Source organism: Cupriavidus sp. Met-2 (assembly GCF_049843575.1).
Lineage (GTDB): Bacteria > Pseudomonadota > Gammaproteobacteria > Burkholderiales > Burkholderiaceae > Cupriavidus > Cupriavidus metallidurans.
Window position 1 is genome coordinate 387,801 of sequence record NZ_JBBHZL010000005.1, and the last position, 15,859, is coordinate 403,659.

A 15,859-nucleotide genomic window follows, 5' to 3' on the forward strand; every position below is an offset into this window, starting at 1 on the left:
CCGATGCGGAATGCGGCTGAACCTCACACGGTTGTTTCGTCCATGCTGGTTGCCACAAGGTCGCTGGCTGGCCGGCCGCGCGCCACCGTCGTGGTCGTTGCGGCACGGACGAACCTCAGCGCTGGATCGTCAATCGGATACCTCGTCAACATCTCGCGATCGGCCACGAAGTTGTGGAGAACGCGCCAGGGAGGCGTACGGCCCTGACGAGGCAAGGTACTCCGACCGCGTTGCACGTAACCAGACTGCAGGGAATCCATGACCGTTTCTTCCAGCATTTCCCCGGCTGGGGCGATTGGCGTTACGACGTTGTAGCCGTGGCGGTCCATGTGGTTGAGCAGGCGGCAGATGTAGTTGGCGGCCAGGTCGACCTTCAATGTCCAGGATGCGTTGGTATAGCCAAACAGGTTGGCCAGGTTGGGCACGTCCTGCATCAGCACGCTCTTGTAGGTCATGAGACTGCTGGGGTGCCGCGGCCGCCCATCCACCTGTACCTCCATGCCACCAAGGGACTGGAGCTGAAGCCCGGTGGCCGTGATGATGATGTCAGCGTCGAGGCTCTTGCCCGACTTCAGGCGGATGCCGGTTTCGGTAAAGGTCTCGATGTGGTCCGTCACCACAGAGGCCTTGCCTTCGGAGATAACCTTGAAGAGATCGCCGTCAGGCACTGCGCACAACCGCTGGTCCCACGGGTTGTAACTGGGCGAAAAGTGCCGCATGTCGGCGCCATGTCCGAGCTGTTGTTCAACATGCGACAGCAGCCAGGAGCGGACGCGCCGCGGCCACCGCTTTGCGGTCCTGTAGATGAAGCGCTGCAGGCGGATATTGCGCCACCGTGCCAGGCCATACACCCAGCGTGCCGGCAGCATCTTTTGCAGGACGGCAGAGATCTTGTCATATGCCGGCACCGAGAAGACGTAGCTGGGCGAGCGCTGCAGCATCGTGACGTGTGACGCCTGACCGGCCATGGCCGGGACCAGCGTCACCGCCGTCGCGCCACTGCCGATCACGACGACACGCTTGCCCCGATAGTCCAGATCTTCAGGCCAGTGTTGCGGATGGACGCAGATGCCCTGGAACCGCTCAAGGCCGGCAAAGTCGGGCCGGTGCCCGTGGTCGTAGTTGTAGTAGCCCGTGCAGGGGATCAGGAATTTGCAAGTGAGGGTACGGGTATCGTGGCTGCCTTCCTGCTGTGTGGTGACGGTCCAGTACTGGTCCTCGCTCGACCACGATGCCCGCAGGACTTTCAGCCCGAACTGGATCCACTTGTCGACACCGTATTCGCGCGCGGTATCGCCAATGTAGCGACGGATCGAAGGGCCGTCGGCAAGGACTTTCAACTCGTGCCACGGGCGGAACTTGTAGCCGAAGCTGAACATGTCCGAATCTGAGCGGATGCCGGGATACCGGAACAGGTCCCATGTCCCGCCGATGGCACTGCGCCGCTCCAGGATGCCGACGCGCTTGCCCGGACATGCCTCAGCCAGATGGCATGCCATGCCGATGCCGGATAGTCCGGCGCCGATAATCAATACGTCGTAATTGGCGTTCACGCAGCGTCTCCTTATGTCTGGCCTTGTCGTCCGGAAACTGTAGCGTGTGGCGCCAAGCGACTCTTGACGTCACGAGACAATTAATTTACGTTACGAGCCATGGATGCCCTAGTGCGAGCAAGCGGACTGCGTGGCTACCCGGCGCTGATGCGCGCCATGGGTTGCGACCCCGCGCCGCTGCTGCGGCGCTATCACGTCGACGAAGGGGCGCTCGACAGCGACGACGCCATGATTTCCCTGCGTGCTGTCGTGCATCTTCTGGAGGCCAGCGCGGAACAGACCCGGACCGGTGACTTCGGCCTGCGCTTGTCCAACCACCAGAGCATTGACGTGCTGGGGCCCTTGAGCATTGCGTTGCAGAATGCAACGACAATCCGCGCCGGTATGGATTTCGCGGCGCACCATATGTTTGTGCATAGTCCGGGTCTCGTCTACACAGTCCACGAGCACAGCGAGATTGCGAAGGATGCGGCCGAGGTCTCCATCGAGATCCGGCTCTCGCGTCAGCCGGCCCAGCGGCAAGCCATTGACCTGTGCCTGGCGGATATGCACAACTTCACCCGGCTACTCGCCGGCGACCGATACGCGCTTCGCGCGGTGTCCATTCCTCACACGCCGATTGCATCGCTTAGCACCTACGAGCGCTTCTTTGGCGCCAGGGTATTGGTGGAGCAGCCAAGGGCCAGTCTGCATCTCAGCCGCAGCACGCTTGCGGCCGACCTGCTGGGCGTCGACGCCACGTTGCGGCGGATCGCGGAGGACTATATCTTCCGCAATTTCCGCAGCGAGCACGGCAGTGTTTCGGATCGTGTGCGGCAGGTGCTGCGCGACACGCTGGGCACGTCGAGCCACAGCAAGGCCAGCGTGGCCGATCTGTTGGCCATGCACCCGCGCACGATGCAACGCCGCCTTACCGCGGAGGCAACCAGTTTCGAGGCCATAAGAAACGATGTGCGCAAGGAGTTGGCGATGCGCTATTTGTCCGAAACCAATCTGCCTCTCGGGCAGATCACCCTGCTTCTTGGCCTTCCCGCCCAATCTGCATTGTCGCGGGCCTGCCGTCAGTGGTATGGCGCCGCCCCTTCGGCACTGCGCAAACATAAACGCACCCCAGATTGATGGGTAATTCGCTGCCAGGATAAAAAAATCCCCTCGACCATGTGTGATCGTGAGGGGCTTTTTAACGGTCCGCACCTGGGGGAGAGGACGCCGACGTCGCGCTCTGTGAGAGGCTGACCTTACGGCCGTCCGGATCATTCGCCAGCCAAACCAGCAGGCGAACGTCGGCTGTACTTCGGCAGGAGACACCTGAGTAGGCTGTCACCGAACGGCACTTCTGGATCGGAAGTCGCCATTGAAGTCGCTCGAGAGCGGATGACCGCGAAAGGGCGAGCAGAGACCTTCGTATGCCCTCTGGACGGCCACCGGCGACTGATGGTCCAGGCAGTAATGTGTCGCCGTTTGAGTACCAACGTGCTGCGGGCGTTTGTGTCGCGCCAGTGCCGAGTTCGCGTCCTATCCAATTTCGGGGGGCGGGCGGGGGGCGAGAAGGCCTATGGTTTTTGCTTACCTTCCGCAGGATCGTTGGCCGAACGCCGAGGACGGCACGTCAACCCACGCACGCCCCGTCGCGCAATCTTTCCGTGCCGACCGCCCCTTCAGCCTTGCCTGCTGCTTGCCAAATCCCACAGCGTAGCCGAACGGGTTCCCGTACGGCAGTACGCAAGTACGGGCTTCGGCAGCTCTGCCACGAGCAAACCGAAGGCTGCAGCGGCTTCGACGGTGACATCACCCGATTCCACGGGCAGGTAGTGCGCAGCCATGCCAAGCGAACTGGCAACCTCCGCGATTTTCGCGAACTGGGTCTGGCCGGCCGCCTCTCCATCGTGCCGGTTGCAGACAATGGAACGGAATCCAATCGCATGCGCCGCCCGTACGTCGGCTCCGCTTAACTGTGGCGCCACGCTCACGTCGTTCGAGAGCTGCTTGATCTGCATGTCCTGTCGGCCCGCGCCCACTTCCAGACAGCGCTCTATGGCCCCACGAAAGCAGTCGACCGCAAAATCCACGTCTGCCTCCGTTGTGAAGCGTCCGAGGCTCAGGCGAACTGTGCGCTCCGCCGAATCCTTATCCAGACCGATGCAAGTCAGCACGTGAGACGGTTTGCCAGCCGCCGAATTGCAGGCAGACGTTGAGGAGATGGCCAGGTCGTCGGCCAACATGGACGGGAGAAAATTGGGCAACTCCACAGTCAGACTGAGTGTGTGCGGAATGCGGACTGCGGAACTGACGTTTTGCGTGATGGCGCCTGTCGCGCGCGCACCACTCAGCAAACGCTCGCTCAGTTGCGCGATGCGCTCGTTGTCCGAAGCCATTTCCGTCCGCGCCAGTTCGCAAGCCGTTCCCATGCCGACAATCTGGTGCGTGGCGAGAGTGCCAGACCGTAGTCCCTGCTCGTGTCCTCCACCATGCATCTGGCAAGCGATGCGCGATGCCACTTCGCGGCTCACATAGAGCGCACCGATGCCCTTCGGACCATATACTTTGTGTGCCGACATCGACAGCAGATCCACGCCCATCGCCTTTACGTCAATCGCGGTCTTGCCAACCGCCTGCGCCGCGTCCACGTGAAGCAGGGCGCCAGCGGCGTGAACGAGCCGCGAGATCTCGGCGATGTTGGTAAGGGTGCCGATCTCGTTGTTCACCATCATCAACGAAACGAGGCCCGTGTGATGGCTGCAGGCCGCTTCCACAGCGGCCGGCGAAATCTCGCCTGACGGATCCGGCAAGAGGTAGGAAACGGAAACGTCAAGTCGCTCAAGGTACGACGCGGTGTCCAGAATTGCCTTGTGCTCAAGCTTGCTGGTAACCAAATGGCGCCGTGTCGGCTCGCGGTCGAAAAAGCCCTTGAGAGCCAGATTGTTCGACTCTGTCGCGCCGGACGTCCAGACAATCTCGGATGGCTCTGCACCAATCAGAGCGGCGACCTGGGCGCGAGCCTGCTCGACCAGATCCTTTGCCTTCAGCCCTGCAGCGTGGGAGTTCGACGCAGGGTTTCCGAAGACGCCGGCGGCCCCCAGGCAGCCGAACATCGCCTCCATGACACGAGGGTCCGCCGGTGTGGTTGCAGCGTAATCGAAGTACCGCAGAGTGTCCGTGCTCATCATTCATCCTTCAGAAGGGTAGAAATGCTACGACGAGCGCACTAAAAATTGCTTCCAAAATCCATGATCGATATTGGAATGTGGAGCATATGATGCTAAAAAATATCATTTTTGCAGAATGCTCTCGCGCTACCTGCTCGCGCGGGCAGACTGAAGTGGTGCCCTGCCGGGTCCCTTTGCTGCATCTGTCCTTCGTGGCGGTGAAAGTTGCGGCGTGAGGCAGAGGCCGGCCATAAGGCGCCGCTCGCCCGATCAGGACAAGCAACTGATAGGGATCAAATCTAGGACATTCCAATACCCCAGCACTGAAACGCCAATCCACGACAGTCTTCTTCGCTCCCCATGCCGATAATGCCCCGGAGCGCTGCCATTCAATATCGCACGGCGGCGCCCCTCACAAGAGTGCGACGGAGACTTCGATGACGACAACAACCCCTTGCGCAGACCTGCGCACGCTTCGCGAACGCGTGGTTCGCGATCACTTTGCCGACGAGATCCGGCAGGACTTCGACGCGGTCCTGTCTACGTTTCCACATCCGCACTACGAACTCATTGCGAGCGGCGCAGTGTTCGATGGCAATGATGACGTCCGGAAGTACTACTCGCAAAGTCGCGTGGCCTTCCCGGACCAGCGCAGCGAGATCATCCAGCTTCGGCATACCGACGATGCCGTGATCGTCGAGTTCTGGCTGCTCGGCACGCATCGCGGCAACCTGAACGGCCTGCCACCGACCGGGAGGCAGTTCCGCTGCCGAATGATTGCGCTGTTCCTGTTCGATGGCGAGACGCTGACCTGTGAGCGGATCTACTACGACAGCCTGACCCTGATGCAGCAACTGCTGGCGGGCTTGCCAGCCGTGCAGAAGGTGCAGGCCATTGCCGGCCTGTTGCAGGACACGGCGGCAGACCAGACGGCCGCGGTGTAGACCGCCATCACCGCCCACGATAGCCACGGAGACACGATATGCCCTTGCCACAAGCCACGACGCATCAGGAACGCCTGCTGACGATCAACACCAACGAAGTCCCGCGCCTGCCGACGGAAGTGCCGGGAACCACTATCACCCCCCTGTTCCTGGACCGCGAGAACGGAGTCTGGGTGCTTTACGGAAGATTCGAACCAGGCACGGTCCTGCCAACGCATTTCCATACGGGCACAGTGCATTTCTACACCACACGCGGCATGTGGAACTACGCCGAGTACCCAGACGATCCGCAAACGGCGGGCAGCTACCTGTATGAACCCGGCGGGTCCATGCACACCTTCATGGTGCCGGCCGATGCCAGCGACCCGGCCGAAGGCTTGATGGTTGTCTACGGCGCCAACATCAACTTCGTCAATGGCGAGTACCACAGCATCATGGACGCCGGAGCCATCGAGGAAACCCTGCTGGCCGCCGTCAGGCTGGGTGCCATGCAAATGCCGAAGTACATCCGTCCGAAAGGCGGTGCGGAATTTGCCAGCGCCCGGTAGCGGGCACGTCAGGCCAGGCGCCGCAAGGCGTCCTGGTCCAGCAGCGTGACGTGCCCGTAGTGCAGTCGCAGGATCCGCTGGCCTTCCCACTCCTTGAGCTGCCGGTTGATGCTCTGACGCGAGACGCCAAGCATGTGCCCAAGGTCCTCCTGAGACAACTGCAGCGCGGTATCCCCGGCGGCGGGCGCGGACAACGCGTGCGCGTGCTGCGCCGCCAGCAGCCGGCGTGCCAGCCTCACCGGCAGCGGTTGCAGGATGGTCTCGTCGATCCACTCCAGCGCCCAGCGATAGCGCCGACAGATCAGTCGCGTGAACTCCATCAGGAACGCCGGGTGATGGTCGACGATGGCGTGGAACGCTTGCGCGGGCACCATCAGCACCTCGCAATCGACCACCGCGCGCGCGTCATAGACGCGCGGTGCGTCCATGAACAGAGAGACCTCGCCGAACCATTGCCCCGGCTCCAGTACGCTGAGCACCGCTTCGCGGCCGTTGGCCGCCGTGACGCTGAAACGCATGCGCCCGCGCTCCACGCAGAACAGCGCCTCCGGCGACGAGCCATAGGTGAACAGCACTTCGTGCTTTGCCAGTTTCCGGCGCAAGACATGGGCGCGCAACGCGACCTCCAGCTCCGGGGACAGTAGTTCCGTACCAGCATGACCGTTGACATCCGCGAGGCCACCCATGAGCCGTCAGTCCAGCGTGATGTTGGCGTCCCTGGCCACGCGCTTCCAGACCTCGATCTCCCGCACATTGACGGCAGCCTGCTCGGCACCTCCAAGGTAGTCGGGGGTAATACCCCAGTCGTTCATCTTCGCCATGACCGAGGGGTCCTGCAGCGTATCCTTCAGCGCCGCCGCGATCTTGTCGACGATCGGCTTCGGCACGCCCGGCGGTGCAAACATCGCCCAGCCCGTCCACTGATCGAAGTCGACGCCCTGCTCCTTGTACGTGGCAACGTTCGGGAAGTTGGCAGTACGCCGGGTACACATCGCCAGTGGCTTGATCTTCCCAGTCTTCACCGCTGCCGTGCCGGAGCCGATATCGAGCCAGCCAACCTTGATCACATCGCCCATCATGGCCGTCATGACCGCCGCACCGCCCTTGAACGGAATATGGTCAAGCTTGATGCCCGTCTTCTGAGCCAGCACTTCGGCGCAGAAATGGCCGGTCGAGCCCTGGCCCCAGGTGCCGAACTGAATCGGCTTCTGGCTTCGCTTCGCTAGCTCGATCAACTCCTTGAGATTGTTGGCCGGCAAGTCGGCAGTGGCGACCAGGATGATCGGCGAGGTGCCGACGCGTGCCAGCGTGGTCAGGCCCTTGACCGGATCGTAAGGCAGCTGGTGATAGACCGCTGGCGCCAGCGTGGTCGTGGTCATCGTGCCCAAGGCGATCGTGTAGCCGTCAGGCCTGGCGTGCGCCAGTTGTCCTATGGCAATCGTTCCGGCCGCGCCGGCGATGTTGTCCACCACAATCGGTTGCTTCAGGCGCTTGCTCAGTTGATCGCCCAGCAAGCGACCAAATGCGTCCGCGCCACCTCCGGGAGCAGACGGCACGATCAGCTTGACCGGGCGGATGGGATAGTCGCCGGTGGGCTGGGCAAAGGCGACGGCGGCAATCGACATGCAAAGCGCCGCGAAGCCGCTGCAGAGGGAATGCTTCATGACAGTTGTCTCCTGAGTACTTGTTCTGACCTGCCAGCTCCGGGGGCGCTTCAGCCCAACGAGAACTCCGCGCCCCCTTTGGGACGGATGTATCGCGGCACGGGAACCCCGGCCTTGCGCGCGGCCGCAAGGATGCCCTCTTCGATCGCGCCGGCATCGCGGACACTCTGGAATTCTCCTTCGGAGAAAATCACATTGGCGCCGTAGACAACCATGAAGCCTTCGGCTGGCTCTTTCGCATCCGCCGGCACGGAGAAGGTATGCACCGAACCGCCAGGTTCATACAGGTAGCTGCCCGCGGTTTGCGAATCCTCGGGATACTCGACGTAATTCCACTGCCCCTTGGTCGTGAAGAAGTGCACGGTACCCGTGTGAAAGTGCGGCGGGAGCGTGGTGCCCGGATCGAACTTGCCGTAGAGCACCCAGACGCCGTTTTCGCGGTCCAGGAATAGCGGGATGATGGTCGAGCCCGGCTCGGAGCCGGGAAATTCGCGCGAATCGTTAATGTTGACCGACAACAGCCGGTCCTGGTGTGTGACAACGTTCGGCAGTGGCATTGCTATCTCCAGCAGAGATGGATATGGGGAATGATTTAGTCCAGCTTGATATTGGCTTCGCGCGCGACGCGCTTCCAGACTTCGATGTCGTGCGCATTGATCGTGGCCTGTTCGGCGCCGGCAACGTAGTCGGGCGTGATGCCGAGGTCGGCCATCTTGCTCGTCACTGCCGGATCCTTGAGCGTGTCCTGGACGGCCGCAGCAAGCTTCTCCGTGATCGGCTTTGGCAGGCCCGCAGGCGCAAACATGGCCCACCCCGTCCATTGGTCGAAATCGACCCCCTGCTCCTTGTAGGTGGGAACATTGGGGAAATTCGCCGTGCGGCGCGTGCACATGGCCAGTGCCTTGATCTTGCCGGTCTTGACGGCCGACGTACCGCTGCCGATGTCCAGCCAGCCCAGCTTCACCACCCCGCCCAGCATGGCAGTCACCACGGGGGACGAGCCCTTGAACGGGATATGGTCCAGCTTGATCCCGGTCTTCTGCGCCAGCACCTCCGCGCAGAAGTGGCCGGTGGAACCCAGCCCCCACGTGCCGAACTGCAGCGGCGACGCGCTCTTCTTCGCCAAGGCGACGAGTTCCTTCAGGTTGTTGGCGGGAAAGTCCTTCGTGGCGACCAGGATGATCGGCGACGTTCCCACGCGGGCGATGGTCGTCAGGTCCTTGACGGGGTCATAGGGCAGGGCCTGGTAGACGGCCGGGGCCAGCGTAGTGGTGGTCATCGTGCCAAGGCCGATGGTGTAGCCATCAGGCGTGGCCCGGGCAAGCTGCCCGATTGCGATGGTGCCGGCAGCGCCGGCATTGTTCTCGACGACCAGTGGCTGTTTCAGGCGTCGGCCGAGCTGGTCCGCGAGGATCCTGGCAAATACGTCGCCGCCACCGCCCGGTGCGGTCGGGACGATCAGGCGGATCGGCTTGTTTGGATAACCGGCTTCACCCTGCGCCTGCGCGCCGAAGGACAAGGCGGCTACAGCGAGTAAACCGAGGGAGGCGAACTTCTTCATCTTTGTCTCCAACTTCTGTATTTCACGCGTTCCGCGCTTCATGTTCGCTTGCCATCCGCAGATGTAGTTTATGGAACATGAAGAAACGTTTCCACAAATTGTGCGAGGGTACCCGCGCAAATCAAATGGTGGTAAACCCGTGAGTCTTTTGTGAGAATTATGGGGCGCGCGGGTACCCTGGAAAGAGCGCGCCTTATGCGTCCTGCGTCAGGACGATCTTTCCGAAATGCGTGTTCCTGCGCATCATTTCGCAAGCCTCCGCGACACGATCCAGCGGTAACCTGGCATCGATCGGCAGGCGCAATTGTCCTTGCCGTAGCGCCGGCCAGAAGTCCCGCTGCACGCGTTCGGCAATGACGCCGAAATCCTCGACGGTGCGGGTCCGGAAGGTCATGCCGAGATACTGGATCCGGCGCAACGAATGGAGGTCGAAGTCGAACTCTCCACGCTCCCCTGCCATCCGGCCGATATTGACGATGCGCCCGCCGATCTTCGTGGCGCGCATGCTGTCATTGATGAACGGACCGGCCAGGAAATCGACCAGCAGATCCACGCCCTGGCCATTGGTGTGCGCCAGCACGGCTTTCATCCAGTCGGGATCGTTGCTGTCGAGCGCGACGTCGGCACCAAACTCCGACAGGCGCGCGCGGCGGTCGGGCTTGGTCGACGTGCCGATGACCAAGCTGGCGCCAAAGTGTTTTGCCACCTGCAATGCCATCAGCCCCACGCCGGACGATGCGCCCAGCACCATCACGGTCTGCCCGGCTTCCAGCCCGGCGAGATGACGCATTGCCGTATGGGTCGTTCGCAACGCAACGGACAGGCAGGCGCCCGTCTCATAGTCCATCTCGGGGTCAGAAAAGGGGAAGGCGCGCCGCCAGTCCGCAATCGCATACTCGGCAAAGCCGCCGAGGCCAGAGCACATCACCTTGTCGCCAATCTTGTAGGCGGTGACCTCCGTGCCAACCTCGATAACATCCCCCGACCATTCCAGGCCCAGCGGCGTACCAGTACCGCCTGCCGCTCCATGCGCTTTCCCGTCCACCAGCGACAAATCGGCGCGATTCAGGGAACTGGCCCGCACTTTCACAAGGATTTCAGTGGGCTTGGGTCGAGGGATCTCCAACTCCGCAAAAACAAGTCCCGTCTCACCGCGAATCGCAGCTTTCATTGTGCGTGTCTCCTGTCGAATAGGTCTGGGTACGTCGTCACGGAGTCACCACCGTGGAGACGTAAGGCGTATCCATTGTAGAAACGTTTTCGCACTTTACGCAAGATTCCATCGGACAAAAAAATGCCGCCTCACATGGAGGCGGCATTGCCGAGCCCAAACGCCTTGCGCTGCGGCTATGCAGTGGCCTTCTTCCGCGCGGCCGCGGGACCGCATGACTCGCGGAGCACGAGTTGCGTGGTAATCACGATGGTCTCGGGCTCGATGCCCGCGTCACGCTCCAGTTGCTTGAGCATCAATTGGGCGAGCACAGTGCCGACAATCTCCAGATCCCACGTCAGCGATGTGATGGACGGACTGAACAACTGCGACAGGTCGGTATCGCCGATGCTGATCACGCTCACATCCCCAGGGGCCGTCCGGCCGGTATGCCGCAGCGCCTGCAGCACCCCAGCCAGGATGCGCGTGCCGAGGCACATGAAAGCCGTTGGCGCTTCAGGCCCAGACAGCAGCGACAACGCTTCGGTGAACGCGAAATCCATCGCGGATTTCTCGCAGCGGATCAGCTTCGGCACCGGCTTGAGATCCTGTTCCTTGTACGCCTCCTTGAAGCCGGCGATACGCTCCCGACCCGGACGCAGGACGCTGCCCGGCGTCAGCAACGCGATGCGTGTGTGGCCGAGATTCAGCAGATAGCGGGTTGCCTGCAGCGCACCGGTGTAGTGATCGACATAGACGCCGGTGCCAGTCGGACCGAAATCCCGGTCAAGCGCGATGACCGGCATCTCCTGGGAGAGTTGTTCCAGCAGTTTGGGATTTTCCGTCTCGCAGGGCCCCAGGATCAGGCCATCCACGCGTCGGCGGCGGAACAGGTCGATCAGATTCTTTTCGCGCTTGCCGTCGTTATGCGTGCTGGCGATCAGCAAGGCGTATCCGGCCGCCTGAAGCGCAGCCTCCACCGAAGTGATGATCCTGGCGTAAAGCGGATTGGCGAGATCCGACACGATCAGCCCAATGGCGCCGGACGAGCGCGTACGCATGCTCTGAGCAATCGCGTCGGGCTCGTATCCCAGCCGCCGGGCCGCCTTGGACACTGCCGCAATCGCTGCTTCGCTGACGCGACCGGCACGATTCAGCGCACGGGATGCCGTGCCAATCGAAACGCCGGCTTCCTTGGCAACCTCCCGGATCGTGATGCGTGGCTTCATTGGCGACGTTTCACGATACGTTGTGCCGCAACAGGCTTAAGACAAGACCGCAACATCGACTCCCTCCCCGGCTTACTTTGCCGCTGCCCGCCGCGATTGCGCAGCGGGCCAGCGACGCGAGACGCATCATTTTCTGGACGTCAGGCATTCTAGCTCACCAGATGCCGCGGGCTCTTCAGGCCTGCGGCCGGAGGGATACCCGGCCGGAAGAGGCAGGCCTGCCGGGCCGGCGGTGCGCTATCGCGGCGCGCCGATCTGGTGGATGGCTTGCCCCTTGCCGTCCCAGGCGAGCCCTGCGCGCCTGACCTCGGCAAAGTACTCGCCTTTGCCGCCGGTCAGTTCGGAGATCTCGAACATGCCGCTGGGCAACTCCGGATGCACAAAGTAGGCAAAGCGTCCACGCGGCCCCATCCGGCCTCCATGCCCCTCGACATACCCTGCTTCCAGCAGGTGGGCCACGATTTCGTCGAAGCGGTCTTCGGTCCAGTAGGCGATATGTTGCGCGCCTTCACCACTGCGCTTGAGCGAGTCCAGATAGAGCGATGGGGCGTCGTCCCGCTGCTGGATCAGTTCAATCTGCAGGTCGCCCGAGTTGGCCAGCGCGATCGACAGCTTCGGCGGCGTGGCGGGCTTGCCGTAGTAGCGGTATTCCGTGGTGCCCACGTCTTCCTTGTAGAACCACGGTCCGACGCCCAGCTTTTCCGTCCAGTGAGCCATGGCCTTCTCAATGTCGCTCACCACGTAGCCAAGCTGCCGGACGCCGCCGAACAAATAACTCATCACTGTCTCCTTGTCCTCTGAAGGTTGCGGTCCTGCTTTTGCAGAAACGTTTTCACAATATAGCCGTAACCACCCAGTTCATGCGGGTAGTGTTTACCATGATTGCCCGCATTTTTCGTGGCAACAACAATTCATCTCAGCAGTGGAAACGTTTCTTCATTTTCACAGAATCCGGTGACATGCAGGACGCTGCGCTTGCAGGACACCTCACAGGAGACTCATCGAGATGACTCAGTTCAAGGACCAAGTGGCGCTGGTGACCGGTGGCGCAAGCGGCATCGGGGCGGCAACCGCGCGCGTGCTGACGAAGCGCGGTGCGCGTGTCGTCATTGCCGATCTTGCGAACGGCAATGGCGCCGCGGTGGCGGACCGGATCGGCGCCGAGTTCATGGCGCTGGATGTCACTAGCGAGCCTGGCTGGAAAGCCACGATCGCCGCCATCCTTGAGCGCCATGGGCGTCTCGACGTGCTCGTCAATGCGGCCGGCATCGTCGGCGACGTGGTCAATGGCACCCTTGCCAACACCACCCTCGCCGACTTCCGGCGCGTGATGGCGGTCAACCTGGACGGAACGTTTCTGGGCTGCCGCGAAGGTATCGAGGCCATGCGCCGGTCCGGCAAGGGCGCCATCATCAATCTCGCATCCGTCGGTGCGTATTACCCGACCCTCCAGAGCGTCGCCTATGGCGCCAGCAAGGGTGCCGTGACGCAACTGACCAAGACCGTGGCGCTGGCCGGGTCCGAGAACGGCCACCAGATTCGCTGCAACTCCGTCCATCCTGGCAAGATCGCCACACCGATGCTCGAGACGATCTTCGATCAGTACAAGCAACGTCAGGCTGCGGGCGGCGTTGATCCCCGGACGGCTGGCCGGCGCATTCCGCTTGCCGAGGAGGGCAAGCCCGAGGACGTTGCCAACCTGATCGCCTTCCTCGCGTCGGACCAGGCCGGCTACATCACGGGCGGCGAATTCACCGTAGACGGCGGCTGGCGGCTGCTGCGCTGACACCGCATTCCATTCCCATTTGGCGACTGGCACAGCGCAAGGCGATGCCAGTCGCCGATCCCTTTCCGCAAAAACCTGATGGAGAACAAGATGTCCGAATCCCTGAACGCCGCACGCATCCAGACCGTGCGTGACCATATGGCCCTTGAGTGCACGCACGAATGGGACGCTGTGATCGACACCTTCGCACACCCCCGCTATGAAATGCACGCCACTGGCACAGTGTTCGATGGGGAGGAAGAGGTGCGCGGCTACTTCGACTCGTCGCGCGCTTCATTCCCCGACCTGGCCAACGAAATCATCGCCATCGCCGCCGCAGATGACACTGTGCTGGTCGAGTTCTGGCTTTCTGGCACGCACCTGGGCGATCTGAAGGCCAATGGCAGAGTTTTCCCGCCCACTGGTCGCAAGTTCCGCGTGCGCATGGCCGCGACCTTCGAGTTCGCGCCGAATTCGGACAAGATCATTTGCGAGCGGCCCTACTCCGCCACCGACGCCAAGCTACGTGCCCTCGGCCTGCTCTGACACTTCACGGCAATTTCGGATAGAAGCGAGGGCCCGATGGCCCTCGCTTCTTTTTTGTCAGGCGGCCGACGTGTGGCTTGCCGGGCGCGCAACGCGGCGTGCGTCGGCGCCATCCCTGAAGTAGTACGCGAAAATGACGGCAGCGCAGACCAGTGCGCCACTCAGAAGGTAAAGGCTTGCAGTAAAGCCACCGGTGAGCGTCTTCAACGCCCCGACGAGCAGCGGAGCGACCGCGCCGGAACTCGAACCGATCGTCGTGATGACTGCAATGCCCGCAGCAGCGCTGGGCCCGAACAGGATCGTTGCAGGCATCGCCCAGAAGACCGCATAGGCACTGGACATGCCGATCGACGCGAGCGTCAGGCACGCGATGGTCATGACGGGATCCCGCGGAAACAACGACGCGCAGAGCATGCCAATTGCCCCCACCAATGCGGCAATGGCAAAGTGCCAGCGGCGCTCGCCAGTCTTATCCGAATGACGACCGACCAAAATAGCCGCGGTGACCCCGAACAGCGCCGGGATCGTTGCAGCAAGGCCCACCTGCATGACGGTCAGCCCCATGCCCTTGAGCAGCGTCGGCTTCCAGAACGACAGCGCGAAGACACCAAACACGACAAGGAACACGATCAACCCCAGCACCCAGACGCGCGCATCAAGGATTGCGTCCCGCATGCGGGCGTGGCCATGGCCGGCGCGATCCTGGTCCAGCATCTGCTCAAGGTCAGTACGGTCACGCTCCGTCAGCCAGCGTGCCTGCTTCGGGCCTTCTGACAGCAGCAGGTATGCCATGACGCCCAACGGCACGCACGGCAGGCCCTCCAATAGATAGAGCCATTGCCAACCGCGGAGTTGCAACACTCCGTCGAGCCACGTCATGATTGCCCCGGCCGCCGGGCCGGCCAGGATCGGAGCCAAGGTATAGGACATATAGAAGATCGCTGTCGCCTGGGCGATGCGCCGCTTCGGATACCACAGCGTCAGGTAATACAGGACGCCAGGAACGAACCCGGCCTCGAATACCCCGATGAGAAAGCGCATGATGTAAAACTGCGTGGGCGTCTCCACGAAGATCATGGCCGCGGAGGCAAGTCCCCACAGGATCAGGATGCGCAGGAATGTCTTCCGCACCCCGATACGCGACAGCAGCATGTTGCTTGGCACCTCGAACAACGCATAGCCAACGAAGAAAACGCTGACTCCCAGCCCGAACACCGCATCGCTGAACCCTAACTCGTCGCGCATCTGGAGCTGGGCGTAGCCCACATTGGTGCGATCCAGAAAGCTAAAGACATAGCAGACACAAAGCACCGGCAGTATTCGCCAGCTCACCTTCCGGAACAGCCTGCGCTCATCGTCTTCATTGATGTCAGTACGCACCAGGTCCATGCCATGTCTCCCAGAGTGATAGGCGTCGCGCCGATTATCTGAGCGGGGTCGAGTACGGACTGTCGCCTTTTGGCAGTCGTGCATGCGGACTAACCCGCATCGGCGCCCATGACTGCAGCCCGGCGCTAAGGATGGAGAGCGGCACAGTGACATCGGCCTGGAGATACGCCTACGCCCTGCGGTAGCTCATTGTGAACGGGCGGTTGAGCAAGCCCTTCGGTCCTCGGCTGGGCATAGCGGGAACATCTGAGACGGGTCGGTAGTTGTCCTCGGCCCCGCGCGTAGTACAGGCATAACAAACCTCATCTTGGTACCCCCTGCTGTCCATTCTCAAAGACGCCGCCAACACGTTCCCCATAAAAAT

At 62.0% G+C, this 15,859-nt stretch carries 15 protein-coding genes; 5 read left to right on the forward strand and 10 right to left on the reverse strand.

The features are described 5' to 3' along the window. Nucleotides 1-23: 23 nt before the first annotated feature. Complete coding sequence (locus WD006_RS14385; protein WP_029306620.1) at nt 24-1,553, reverse strand: flavin-containing monooxygenase; 1,530 nt, start codon at nt 1,551-1,553, stop codon at nt 24-26. Nucleotides 1,554-1,652: 99 nt separating this feature from the next. Between WD006_RS14385 and WD006_RS14390 the strand changes: the two genes are divergently transcribed. Next, nucleotides 1,653-2,672 (forward strand): AraC family transcriptional regulator, encoded by a 1,020-nt coding sequence (locus WD006_RS14390; RefSeq protein WP_029306621.1) that lies wholly within the window; start codon nt 1,653-1,655, stop codon nt 2,670-2,672. A 539-nt stretch (nt 2,673-3,211) separates the two neighbouring features. On the opposite strand, the gene WD006_RS14395 is transcribed toward WD006_RS14390, so the two are convergent. After that, entirely contained in the window at nt 3,212-4,720 is a 1,509-nt protein-coding gene (locus WD006_RS14395) for an aminotransferase class V-fold PLP-dependent enzyme (RefSeq protein ID WP_029306622.1), read from the reverse strand. 416 nt (nt 4,721-5,136) lie between these two features. On the opposite strand from WD006_RS14395, the gene WD006_RS14400 reads away from it, so the two are divergent. Both WD006_RS14400 and WD006_RS14405 read left to right on the forward strand, forming a co-directional pair. Further along, nucleotides 5,137-5,643, forward strand: coding sequence for an ester cyclase (locus tag WD006_RS14400; RefSeq protein WP_035831947.1), 507 nt, complete (start codon nt 5,137-5,139; stop codon nt 5,641-5,643). Between the two features lie 38 nt (nt 5,644-5,681). Next, complete coding sequence (locus WD006_RS14405) at nt 5,682-6,191, forward strand: 2,4'-dihydroxyacetophenone dioxygenase family protein (protein WP_029306624.1); 510 nt, start codon at nt 5,682-5,684, stop codon at nt 6,189-6,191. Between the two features lie 8 nt (nt 6,192-6,199). Here WD006_RS14405 and WD006_RS14410 read toward each other — a convergent pair whose 3' ends face one another. From WD006_RS14410 to WD006_RS14440, 7 genes are all read right to left on the reverse strand, one after another. Continuing rightward, entirely contained in the window at nt 6,200-6,877 is a 678-nt protein-coding gene (locus WD006_RS14410; protein WP_051722950.1) for a Crp/Fnr family transcriptional regulator, read from the reverse strand. 6 nt (nt 6,878-6,883) lie between these two features. Then, a complete protein-coding gene (locus WD006_RS14415; protein ID WP_029306626.1) occupies nt 6,884-7,855 on the reverse strand; it encodes a Bug family tripartite tricarboxylate transporter substrate binding protein in 972 nt (323 codons plus the stop codon). 50 nt (nt 7,856-7,905) lie between these two features. Beyond that, the gene (locus tag WD006_RS14420) at nt 7,906-8,412 is read right to left on the reverse strand and encodes a 2,4'-dihydroxyacetophenone dioxygenase family protein (protein ID WP_029306627.1); all 507 of its coding nucleotides are present in this window, start codon (nt 8,410-8,412) and stop codon (nt 7,906-7,908) included. A gap of 35 nt (nt 8,413-8,447) precedes the next feature. Next, the gene (locus tag WD006_RS14425; protein ID WP_029306628.1) at nt 8,448-9,416 is read right to left on the reverse strand and encodes a Bug family tripartite tricarboxylate transporter substrate binding protein; all 969 of its coding nucleotides are present in this window, start codon (nt 9,414-9,416) and stop codon (nt 8,448-8,450) included. A gap of 193 nt (nt 9,417-9,609) precedes the next feature. Continuing rightward, complete coding sequence (locus WD006_RS14430) at nt 9,610-10,587, reverse strand: zinc-binding dehydrogenase (RefSeq protein WP_029306629.1); 978 nt, start codon at nt 10,585-10,587, stop codon at nt 9,610-9,612. A gap of 176 nt (nt 10,588-10,763) precedes the next feature. After that, nucleotides 10,764-11,795 (reverse strand): LacI family DNA-binding transcriptional regulator, encoded by a 1,032-nt coding sequence (locus tag WD006_RS14435; protein WP_017511358.1) that lies wholly within the window; start codon nt 11,793-11,795, stop codon nt 10,764-10,766. A gap of 237 nt (nt 11,796-12,032) precedes the next feature. Then, the gene (locus WD006_RS14440; RefSeq protein ID WP_017511357.1) at nt 12,033-12,575 is read right to left on the reverse strand and encodes a VOC family protein; all 543 of its coding nucleotides are present in this window, start codon (nt 12,573-12,575) and stop codon (nt 12,033-12,035) included. 226 nt (nt 12,576-12,801) lie between these two features. On the opposite strand from WD006_RS14440, the gene WD006_RS14445 reads away from it, so the two are divergent. Beyond that, entirely contained in the window at nt 12,802-13,581 is a 780-nt protein-coding gene (locus WD006_RS14445; RefSeq protein WP_029306630.1) for an SDR family NAD(P)-dependent oxidoreductase, read from the forward strand. Nucleotides 13,582-13,671: 90 nt separating this feature from the next. Beyond that, nucleotides 13,672-14,106: an ester cyclase gene (locus WD006_RS14450; protein WP_024570048.1), complete on the forward strand. Its 435-nt coding sequence runs from the start codon at nt 13,672-13,674 to the stop codon at nt 14,104-14,106. A 57-nt stretch (nt 14,107-14,163) separates the two neighbouring features. Here the strand turns inward: WD006_RS14450 and WD006_RS14455 are convergent, their stop codons facing one another. After that, a complete protein-coding gene (locus tag WD006_RS14455; protein WP_029306631.1) occupies nt 14,164-15,495 on the reverse strand; it encodes an MFS transporter in 1,332 nt (443 codons plus the stop codon). Nucleotides 15,496-15,859: the final 364 nt, after the last annotated feature.